The following is a 10,259-nucleotide window of genomic DNA, read 5'->3' as shown; positions in this document are numbered from 1 at the left end:
CCCGGGCGTTTCTGTCGCGGCGCCTGTGTCGGCGTGGTTTTGACCTGTGTTGCGTGGTGGGGGCTGTGGGCCCCCCACTACAAATGAAAAACCCCGGCTTGTCCGGGGTTTTTCAGCACAACAGCAACAACGCCGCTACGCAGTCTTGTCCTTGATCGTGGTGCTGGGACCATTGCCCTTGACGCTGGTGATGCCAGCTTCGCGCGCGGCCTGCGAGGCATACATCTGGCTGCTGCCGATCACCTGGTGGTTGGCTGCTTTCAGATTGAAATGGTAGCGCCCGTCACTGGCGGTCTTGCGCTCGTAACGCGCTTCATCCGGGCTGTTCTTCTGCACCGAGGCGATGCCGTTCTCCGCACCGGCGCGCGTGGTGTAACGCTCGCTGGTCAGGATGACCTCGGCGTTGCCTGCCTTGAGCACGAAGTAAAACTGGCCGTCACTGCTCTTGTCCAACTCGTACCAACCTGCCATCGCAATACCCCACTTGAGGATGATGCCGGCACGCCGCCGCCCTGCTTGCGCAGCCGCATGCGTGGCTGTTGCCCGGATGACCGGACGTTGGAAGCCGCCAACTACCGCGGCTACAGGTACGACTCTACCTCAATCTTCTGTCCGTTCCAGCCAAGCCAGCTTGCGCTCTCGTGGCAGCTGCTTGATCTGCCATTCGGCACGGGACGCGGCCGAACGGTCGGCATAGGCGCGGCTGGCCAGGATCCGCAGCGGCGGGTGCGCGCGGGTATAGCGCGCACCCTTGCCGGCGACATGGGCCAGGAACCGGGCCTCCACATCGGTACTGATACCTGCGTAGTAGCTGCCATCGCGGCATTCCAGCAGATACACAAACCAACTGCCCTTCACCCGCGCCTGCTCCTGCTTGATTTACAGGCTGGCCGCGTCAGCAATCTTGCAAAGGCCTTCGCCCACTGCCTTGTTGGAGGTCATCTGACCACCCTTGATGCTGAAACGCACTTCGACGCGCACACTGCCGTCGTCCTGGCGACGCACGGTGGTACGCAACGGCACGGTCGAACCGCCACCGCCACGGACCGGGTTCTCGGCGGCGATGTAGCCGGTACGCTCGTTCGGATAAACCCCCACCATGCCCTCGGCCTCGATCGCGGCCACGGTCTTGGCGAACGCGTCGGCGTAGCTGACCCCTTCATGGTCGGTCGACGCCAGGAACTGCTTGCCGCTGGTGAAGCCACCGGCCACCGACAGGTTCTGCAGGCAACCGCTGCCCGAATCCACTACTTCCTTCTTGGCCAGCGCCAGCGACGGGACCAGCATCAAAGCCAGCGCCATGGTGCACATACGGAAACGCATCAGTTCCTTCTCCTTGGAGCGGTGATTCATAGGCTTTCCTGCAGGAGAAGGTGCTCCCCCTGTCCCCACGGCAGGCGGGAGGCCTACCACCTCCCGCCGCGTAAACTACTTGGACTGCCTGCCGTGCGCCAGTGAAATTGTCACGGAATCCTCAGGCTGCCGCCTCCAGCTGGGCGCGGCGGCGGGCGCGTACCGCATCAGCCAGGCGCTCCAGTACCTGCACCGTGCTGTCCCAGTCGATGCAGCCATCGGTGATGCTCTGGCCATAGACCAGCGGCTGGCCTTCGACCAGGTCCTGGCGACCGGCAACCAGGTGGCTCTCGATCATCACCCCAACCACACGCTGCTCCCCGCCTTCCAGCTGGGTGGCAATGTCTTCGATCACCCGCGGCTGGTTCTCGGGCTTCTTGCTGCTGTTGGCGTGGCTGGCGTCGATCATCAGGCGTGCCGGCAGCTGCGATTTGGCCAGTACCTCGCTGGCCGCCTGCACACTGGCCGCATCGTAGTTGGGCGCCTTGCCGCCACGCAGGATCACATGGCAATCCGGATTGCCCTGGGTGGCGACAATGGCGGTGCCGCCTTCCTTGGTCACCGACAGGAAGTGGTGCGGGTGCGAGGCCGCACCGACGGCATCGGCGGCAATCTTCACATCGCCGGTGGTGCCGTTCTTGAAGCCCACCGGGCAGGACAGGCCCGACGCCAGCTCGCGATGCACCTGGCTCTCGGTGGTGCGGGCGCCAATCGCGCCCCAGGCCACCAGGTCGGCGATGTACTGCGGCGAGATCACGTCCAGGAACTCCACGCCGGCCGGCAGGCCGAGGCGGTTGATGTCGCGCAGCAGGCCGCGCGCCACGCGCAGGCCCTTGTTGATGTTGAAGCTGCCGTCCAGGTCCGGATCGTTGATCAGGCCCTTCCAGCCCACCGTGGTGCGCGGCTTCTCGAAGTAAACCCGCATGACGATCTCCAGCTCACCGGCCAGCGCTTCGCGCAGCGGACGCAGGCGCTGGGCGTATTCCATGGCCGCAACCGGGTCATGGATCGAACACGGGCCCACCACAACCGCCAGGCGGTCGTCCTGGCCGTGCAGGATGCGGTGCAGCGAGGCGCGGGCGTCGGCCACGGTCTGCGAGGCTTCCTCGTCGCAGGGCAACAGCGCCAGCAGCTGTGCCGGTGAGGTCAGGGGTTCCAATTTGCGGATGCGCAGATCGTCGGTGTGGGGGGGCATGGGGGTCTCCGGTTCAAAACGATGAAGGGTTTGGCCCCAGCGAGGCGGCATGAAAAAAGCCGCCAGGTTCGCTGGCGGCTTTTCGGGAATGCATCTGAAAGTTTCTTCAGGGTAAGCGCAGTCCTTCCTCCGCCAGCGGCTTGGGAAAGTAATACCAAAAGTAAAAGCTGGCGCGGGCTGCGTTCATGGGGAGCATTGATAACACGGTTTTTTGTGCGATGCGACAGTTTCAGCGGCAACAGACCTTGCCGTCGACACGTTCAGCTTGCCGGTCCCTGCAGCACCGCCTCTCCCTGCCAACTGCCGTCTGGCTGCTGCAGCAGGCGCAACTCGGCCACCCCAAGGCCCCTGTCCTGCAGCGCCTGCAACCACAGCAATGCCTGCGCGGGAGCGCCCTCGAGACTGACGGCAAACCGTTGCTCTGGCCGCGGCTGGACCTGATGAATCGTCAGCCCCTGCTCGTCGGCCAGCGCCGACAGCATTGCCGGCAACTCGCTGGCTTTCAACGCTGCCCCCCGCTGTGCGGCAGCGCCGGCGCGCACTGCATTGGCACGCAGATGGCGCTGCAACTGTTGTTCGGCGGCAACATCCCTACGCGCCTGCTGCAAGGCATGGCGCGTCGGCATCCACGCACCGAACCAGAACGCGAGCAACACCGCGAACGCCAGCAATACCTGCAATGCGAGGCGATCACGCGGCGCCAATGCTGCCCAACGCGTGCCGAGCAAGCCCCGCAGGCCGCGGCCAGCGCTGATTTCTGCAGTTCCCATGTTCATTGCGCCTCGCCCACTTTCAGTTGCATGCCACCGTCATCGCGGCGGGTTGCTTCCAGCCGCAATGGCTGCGCGCGCAGGCGCTGTTGCAGCGCCTCGAATGCGCTCGCTTCGCCTTGCAACTGCAATTGCAGCTCACCCTTGCCGGCGTGGAACTGCAGGCCCTGCACCTGCAGTGGCGACTCGACCGGCATGGCCTCGGCGACGCGGGACAACAAGGCCTGCAGCTGGCTTGCCGCGCTGCCCTGCTGCAGGTGCTGGTCGAACTGCGCCTTCAGATTGACGATGCGCTGCTCGTCCGGGAACAGCCGCCGGTAGATACTTTCATTGACCTGCCGATAGCCGCTGGCCTGCTGCTGCAGCAGCCAGGCCTGTGCGCCATCGAAGGCCAGCTGCGCCACCAGCACCGCAGCCATCGCCCATGCCACCGGCTTCCAGTGGCGCAGCTGCAGGCGCGACGCCGGCGCGAAGTCTCCCTGGGCCAGATCCAACGCGCGTGGGCGCTGCGTCGCCAGCCATGCCGGCAGGGCGATGTCCAAGGCCTGCAGGTTGGCATCGATGGCCGGTGGCAGCGTGGGACTGTCTTCACTGGCATGGAGTATCCGCAGGTTTCCCGGCAAACGCTCCAGCAGCTCGGGCAACTGGGTGGGCGCCAGCGCCAGGCGCAGCGCATCGGTACCCGCCAACAGGCAACGGGCGTTGTTCCAGCACAGGGTGGGGACCTCGTTGGGCAGCAGGTCGGCATCCACATGGATGGCACTGACCAGCGCCCCCCTGTCGCGCACTCCCTGCAGCCAGGACCCAAGCAGGCTGCGATTGATCGCCACGACGCGACGGCGTCCGTCACCCAGGGTTTCGCCCAGCGCCAGATGCATGTCCTCCACATCCTCGGCCAGCAACGGTTCCACCGCATAGGGCAAGGCCTTGCGCTGCCAATGCGCATTGCCTGCCGGCAGACTGAGCGCACAGCTGGCCACCTGTTCAACCGGCACGATCAGCGCGATGGCGCGACCCTTGAGCCTTGCCAGCGCATCGCCCAAGGGCAACCTGGCGGTCTGTTGGCCGTCACTCCAGGTGACCGGCAGGTCATCACTCAGGCGCGCGCTACACCACGCAGGCAGGAACAGGCACGGCAACGCCGGCGGCGACTTCATCGATCATTCTCCGGAAATACAGGGGGAGCCAGCTGCCGCGCGACAACCTCGACCTGACCTGCATCGCGATGCAGGACGCTGAGCAGGCGCAGGCGTCGGTCGCCGATGGCGACCTCGCTGCTGGCAACGAACCAATTGCTGCGCACCGCCAGCCCGCTTCTTGCCACCTGCCGACGCTGCAGCAATGGCTGCAGGAGCAATGCATCAACGTTGGCGAAGCCGTCGCTGCCGCGTGCCTCGACCAGGCGGCGACCATCTGCCAACCCAAGTCCATCGGCGAGACTGGCCATTACCAATGGGTCAGCAGTATTGAGATTGAGCGGGGTGGCGGCAGGCAAGGCGGCAACGTGCGGCAACAGCTGCTGGTAGGCCGCCTCATCGATGCCTGCCAGCAGGCGCAGTTCGCTAACCTCCTGTAACGGCCGGCGTGCGGGCAGATAGGCGGGCTGGCGGCGCAGGTAGTCGCGTTCGCCCTGCTGCCGGACCATATCCGGCGCCAGCGGCGGGGCGATCCACGCCACCAGCTGCCATGCCAGTTGCGGGTCCAGCCGCAGCAACAACAACAGGCGCTGCAGGCGTGCCATCGCATCGGCATCCACCTGGCCGCCCTGTACCACGCTGTTGAGATTGAAGCGTCCGCTCAGGTCATCGATCGACAGGCGCAGATGGCCGTCGTCCAGCGGATACGGCGGCAACGGCTGTGCCCAGGCTTCGCCACGATGATCACGTGCGGCTGACTGGCGCAGGTCCGTGGCCAGCAGCGCTAGCGCCAGCTGCTCGCCACCACGCGCGTAGTGCCACGCCTGGCGCGCATGCAGTTGATTGGCTGTGGTGCGGATCGACAGCTGCTGGCGGGTAACCAGTGCCGCACAGACCGTCGCTGCCAGCGCCACCACCAGCAGCACCGTGATCAGCGCAACGCCCCGTGACGCGGACTTCATGCCGGTCCCCTGCCCGCCGCGCCATCGGGCAGCAACAACACGCGTCGCAATTCACCAAAACGCGGATGCGCGATGCGCAGTTCCAGCGCGCGCGGCAAAGGCTGCACGCCGCTGCCCTGCCACTGCGTGCGCCATACTCCCTGACGGTCGAGGTAACGCCATTGCAGGGCATTGACCGCCGGCAGCAGCAGCTGGCGCTGTGGTGCTGCGTTGTCCGCGCGATCCAACACCGGCCAGTACTCGCGCACCAGCGCGCTGCCGTCGTAATGCCAGCGCACCCGCTGCAACTGCGCGCGCGGCGCCCCCAAAGGATTGCTCCAGCCGGCGCGGGTCCATTGCAGGCCCTGCCCATCGGGATCACTCCAGAAGGCTGGCTCCTCGGTGCCATCCGCGCCCAGCAGTGGCCGCGCCACTGCCTGCTCGACATCATGTTCAAGGCTGCCCATCGCGCGCACCAGCTGCCGCAACTGCTGGTCCTGTGCACGCGTCTGCGCCTCCACCCGCACCGCGCTGAGCAGCAGGCGATGGCTGGCAATACCGACCAGGGCGAAGATCGCCACCGCCACCAGTACTTCCAGCAAGGTAAAGCCGCCCGTGGATCTGCGCTTCATTGTTGGGCCCCGACAAAGCCGGTCAGGCTGATGCCGACCTCCCCGCCCGTCGCAGCGCTGACCCGTATATGCACCCGACGCAGCTGCGGTTCCGGCGTGGCCTGCACCTCACGCAGCACCCGCCAGCGGCGCCCGCCCTGTTCGACGATGTCTTCATTGCTCCCCATCGCGCCCGCACCCTGCAGCTGCAGTTCGGCCAGGGCGGTATCTGCCACCCAAGCGGCCAGCGCGCGATCTTCCAACAGCCGTGCGTTGTGCAGATGGCGTTGCAGGGTGGCGTGCACCATCGCCGCAACCAGCGCCAATACCGCCACTGCCACCATGACCTCCAGCAAGGTGAAACCGCGCACGCGACTCATGGCATCGACACCTGCTGTACTTCCGGTTCCGCCAGACCATCGCCGTCGATCCGATAGACCACGTCGTGCCGGCTGATGTCGGCGATGCGGACGCTGAAGGGCGCGCCCTGCGCCGATGACGACAGCACGATCTGCGGCGGGCTGTCCTCGTCGATGCTTGCCGGCAACGCCAGCGGCGCGCCTTCCAGGATCAACTGCAGGTGCAGGTTGTCAGGCAGGTGCCGCCGCGTGCTGCCTGGCTGTGCGTGCCAGCGCCCCTTGCGGTTGTCGTAGGCACGCACCTCATACGCCTGACTGCTGATGCGGACGCCGTACTCGCGGTTGTCCAGCACCGCCTCATCGGCGAGCAGCTGCAGCACCGCTGCCAGCCGCTCGGCCTCGCCGCGCACGGCGCGGTGGTCATCGCGCGCGCTCGCGACCAATCCCACCGCAGCGGCCATTACGCCGACGATGACCACGACCACCAGCATTTCCACCAGGGTGAATCCACGCGCGCGCAACACCTTCAGATATCCCGGCTGTCCAGGTCTGCATCCAGCCCCTCACCGCCTTCGCGGCCATCGGCGCCGTAGCTCCACAGGTCATAGCCCTCCCTGCTGCCCGGCGCCAGGTACAGGTAGGGGTTGCCCCAGGGATCGACCGGCAGTCGTGCCAGATAACCTTCCGGGTTCCAGTTTTCTGCGCCGCCAGGCGGACGTTGTACCAGCGCCTGCAGGCCTTGCTGGGTATCGGGATAACGGCGGTTGTCCAACCGGTACATTTCCAGCGCCGAGCCAATCGCCTTGAGATCACCGCGCGCGACGGTGACCTTGGCCTGGTCCGGCCGCCCCATCACCTTGGGGACCACCAGCGCGGCGAGGATGCCGATGATCACCACCACCACCATGATCTCGATCAGGGTGAAGCCGGCCTGGCGTCTTGCAGATATGTTCATTGCTCTATCAACCCACTAGTTGGTTCAAGGACATGATCGGCAGCAGGATGGCCAGCACGATCAACAACACCACCGCGCCCATCAACACCAGCATGAACGGCTCGAACAAACCGACCAGCAGGGCGATGCGCGCGGCCAGATCGGTTTCCTGGTTGCGTGCGGCGCGGGCCAGCATTGCGTCCAGCGCGCCGGACTTCTCGCCCGCCGCGACCATGTGCAGCAGCATCGGCGGCAATGAGGTGTGCTGTTCCAGTGCCCGGGTCAGGCTGCCGCCCTCGCGCACCGTGACTTCGGCCTGCAGCAGGCCAGCCTTGATGCCTTGGTTGCCGACCACCTGCGCGGCAATCCGCAGCGCTTCCACCAGCGGCACGCCACTACGCACCAGGATCGCCAGGGTGGAGGCAAACCTGGCGGCATCCAGGTCCCGCAGCAGCAGGCCGAACAACGGCAGCTTCAGCACCTGGGTGTGCCAGCGCAGGCGACTGGCCGGCTGTTGCAACGCGCGCCGCAGCAGCACGCCGGCCAACAACAGCAACGGCAGCAGCCATGGCCCCCAGCGGGTGACGGCATTGCTGGTGGCCACCAGCGCGCGGGTGAGCCAGGGCAACGGCTGGCCGGAATCGACAAAGACATCGATCACATCCGGTACCACATAGCCGAGCAGGAAGCCGACGATCAACCCAGCCACCAGCACCAGGATCAGCGGATACAGCAAGGCCAGTTGTACCCGCTGCCGTGATTGCTGGCGCTGTTCGGTGTAGTCGGCCAGTTGTTCCAGCACCACCCCCAGATGCCCGCGCTCGCCGGCGGCAACCATGCTGCGGTAGAGACCGGGAAAGGCGCGCGGATACGCCGCCAGTGCCGCCGCCAATCCATGGCCTTCAAGAATTTTGCCGCGCACCGCCAACAAGGTGGCACGTATGCGCGGCCGGGTCGCCTGCGCAGCCACGGCGCGCAGTGCTTCCTCAACCGGCAGGGCCGCCTGCACCAGCGTCGCCAATTGCCGGGTCAGCAGCGCCAATTCCGCGCTGCCGATGCGACCACCGCCGATACCGCCACCGGTCGCGCGGACCGCTGCCGGTTCTACCTGCACCGGTGCCAGATTGCGCTCGCGCAGCTGCTGGCGTGCCTGCCGCGCGCTGTCCGCTTCGATCACCCCCTTGTGGCGGCGACCGTCAGCTGACAATGCCAGATAGTCGAACGCCGCCATCAGTGGTGGCCCCGGGGCAGATCACCGCTCACAGGTCGCGCCCCACCCGCAGGACTTCTTCCAGCGTGGTCACGCCATCCAGCACCTTGGCACGGCCGTCGTCCAACATCGATGGACCTTGCCGGCGCGCCTGCTCCAGCAGTTCGGCCTCGCCTGCACCGGCATGCACCAGCGCGCGCAGCTCGGGGCCGAATTCGACCAGTTCGTAGATGCCGGTACGGCCGCGGTAACCCTGGCCATTGCAGTGGTCACACCCCACCGGGCGGAACAACAGCGGCCGTTGCCAGGGTTCCATCTGCAACTGCGCGCACTCTGCCGTGGATGCCGGCGTCACCACCCGGCACTTGGGGCATAGCCGCCGCACCAAGCGTTGCGCCAGCACGCCGAGCAACGAGGACGACAGCAGGAAGGACTCCACCCCCATGTCCAGCAAGCGGGTGACCGCGCCGATGGCGCTGTTGGTATGCAGCGTGGACAACAGCAGATGCCCGGTGAGCGAGGCCTGCACGGCGATGCGCGCGGTTTCGCTGTCACGGATCTCACCGACCATCAGCACGTCGGGGTCCTGACGCAGGATCGCGCGCAGGCCACGCGCGAAGGTCATGTCGATACGGCCGTTGACCTGGGTCTGGCCAACGCCATCCAGGTGGTACTCGATCGGATCTTCGACGGTGAGGATGTTGCGCTGGCGATTGTTGATGGCGCGCAGGCCGGCATACAGCGTGGTGCTCTTGCCGGCACCGGTCGGGCCAGTGACCAGCACGATGCCGTGCGGGCGGCACAGCATGGCCTGCAGCACGCCGACGTCGCGTACCCGCATGCCCAGGTGCTGCAGCGACAACTGCCCCGATTGCTTGTCCAGCAGGCGCAGCACCACCCGTTCGCCATTGGCTGCCGGCAGGGTCGAGACACGGATATCCACCTCGCGTCCGCCGACCCGCACCGAGATCCGGCCATCCTGCGGCAAGCGCTTCTCGGCGATATCCAGCCGCGCCATCACCTTGATGCGCGACACCAGCAGCGCGGCCAGCTCGCGCCGTGGCTCGACCACGTCGCGCAGGATGCCATCCACGCGGAAGCGGACCACCAGCCGTCGCTCGAAGGTCTCGATATGGATATCGGAGGCGTGCTCGGCCAGTGCTTCGCCCAGCAGCGCGTTGATGAGGCGGATGATCGGCGCGTCATCCTGCTGGTCGAGCAGATCCTCGACCTGCTCCAGGCCCTCCACCAGGCTGGCCAGATCCATGCTGTCGCCAAGTTCGTCGGCCATGCTCATGGCGCTGCCGGCGTCCTGCTGATAGACCTGCTGCAGCATTTCCTCGAACACCGCATCGGCCACCGTCTGCGGCAACAACGGCCGCCCCGCGATGCGCTGCGCCTCGGCCACGGCCGCTATCGTGGCATCGCCACGACAGGCAAGCCGCGCATCGCCGTCGTCGACCAACAACACACCATGACGCCGCGCGAACGCAAACGGCAGGCGCAACGCGGGCACGCCGCCCGCACAAGCCAGCGTCGCCGGGAGCTCCATTTCAAGCATCGATTACTGCAAGGTGACATCACTGCACGGAGCGACGTCACACTTTCCCCTGAAAAAACGTGCCGGGAAAATGCCACGTTCTCGGCGGAAAAGCGTGATTTCCACGTCACTTTCCAGATGACGATCACACTTCAGCAGGTATTTGCATCGCACTCTCTTACGTACGCAGCTAGAGTACCGGCTTCGCAA

13 protein-coding genes are annotated in these 10,259 nt (G+C 66.1%); all 13 read right to left on the bottom strand.

Annotation, left to right across the window (positions count from 1 at the left end; all coding sequences use genetic code 11):
• Positions 1-135: 135 nt before the first annotated feature.
• Positions 136-471, bottom strand: a complete 336-nt coding sequence (locus AC1VXC_RS14710; RefSeq protein ID WP_481538655.1) for a YegP family protein — start codon at positions 469-471, stop codon at positions 136-138.
• Between the two features lie 129 nt (positions 472-600).
• A complete protein-coding gene (locus AC1VXC_RS14705) occupies positions 601-858 on the bottom strand; it encodes a GIY-YIG nuclease family protein (RefSeq protein ID WP_313494392.1) in 258 nt (85 codons plus the stop codon).
• 21 nt (positions 859-879) lie between these two features.
• On the bottom strand, positions 880-1,353 hold the full coding sequence (locus AC1VXC_RS14700) for a hypothetical protein (protein ID WP_313173357.1): 474 nt from the start codon (positions 1,351-1,353) through the stop codon (positions 880-882).
• 121 nt (positions 1,354-1,474) lie between these two features.
• Positions 1,475-2,548: a 3-deoxy-7-phosphoheptulonate synthase gene (locus AC1VXC_RS14695; protein ID WP_482995061.1), complete on the bottom strand. Its 1,074-nt coding sequence runs from the start codon at positions 2,546-2,548 to the stop codon at positions 1,475-1,477.
• A 260-nt stretch (positions 2,549-2,808) separates the two neighbouring features.
• Entirely contained in the window at positions 2,809-3,318 is a 510-nt protein-coding gene (gene gspM, locus AC1VXC_RS14690; protein WP_481538653.1) for a type II secretion system protein GspM, read from the bottom strand.
• 2 nt (positions 3,319-3,320) lie between these two features.
• Positions 3,321-4,475 (bottom strand): type II secretion system protein GspL, encoded by a 1,155-nt coding sequence (gspL, locus tag AC1VXC_RS14685; RefSeq protein WP_481538652.1) that lies wholly within the window; start codon positions 4,473-4,475, stop codon positions 3,321-3,323.
• Positions 4,472-5,416, bottom strand: a complete 945-nt coding sequence (gspK, locus tag AC1VXC_RS14680) for a type II secretion system minor pseudopilin GspK (RefSeq protein WP_481538651.1) — start codon at positions 5,414-5,416, stop codon at positions 4,472-4,474. Before gspK ends, gspL begins: the two co-directional genes overlap by 4 nt.
• Entirely contained in the window at positions 5,413-6,027 is a 615-nt protein-coding gene (gene gspJ / locus AC1VXC_RS14675; protein ID WP_481538650.1) for a type II secretion system minor pseudopilin GspJ, read from the bottom strand. Before gspJ ends, gspK begins: the two co-directional genes overlap by 4 nt.
• Positions 6,024-6,386 (bottom strand): type II secretion system minor pseudopilin GspI, encoded by a 363-nt coding sequence (gene gspI / locus AC1VXC_RS14670; RefSeq protein WP_481538649.1) that lies wholly within the window; start codon positions 6,384-6,386, stop codon positions 6,024-6,026. The genes gspJ and gspI overlap by 4 nt, the downstream gene beginning before the upstream one ends.
• The gene (gene gspH, locus AC1VXC_RS14665) at positions 6,383-6,889 is read right to left on the bottom strand and encodes a type II secretion system minor pseudopilin GspH (protein WP_481538648.1); all 507 of its coding nucleotides are present in this window, start codon (positions 6,887-6,889) and stop codon (positions 6,383-6,385) included. Before gspH ends, gspI begins: the two co-directional genes overlap by 4 nt.
• A 2-nt stretch (positions 6,890-6,891) precedes the next feature.
• A complete protein-coding gene (gene gspG / locus AC1VXC_RS14660; RefSeq protein WP_313173365.1) occupies positions 6,892-7,320 on the bottom strand; it encodes a type II secretion system major pseudopilin GspG in 429 nt (142 codons plus the stop codon).
• A gap of 7 nt (positions 7,321-7,327) precedes the next feature.
• Positions 7,328-8,530, bottom strand: a complete 1,203-nt coding sequence (gspF, locus tag AC1VXC_RS14655) for a type II secretion system inner membrane protein GspF (protein ID WP_313173366.1) — start codon at positions 8,528-8,530, stop codon at positions 7,328-7,330.
• Between the two features lie 28 nt (positions 8,531-8,558).
• Entirely contained in the window at positions 8,559-10,061 is a 1,503-nt protein-coding gene (gene gspE, locus AC1VXC_RS14650; RefSeq protein ID WP_313173386.1) for a type II secretion system ATPase GspE, read from the bottom strand.
• Positions 10,062-10,259 lie beyond the last annotated feature (198 nt).

It is taken from the genome of Stenotrophomonas sp. STEN033, from assembly GCF_056856655.1.
Note: the sequence above shows the minus strand (reverse complement) of the source record. Positions and strands in the feature narration are given on the sequence as shown.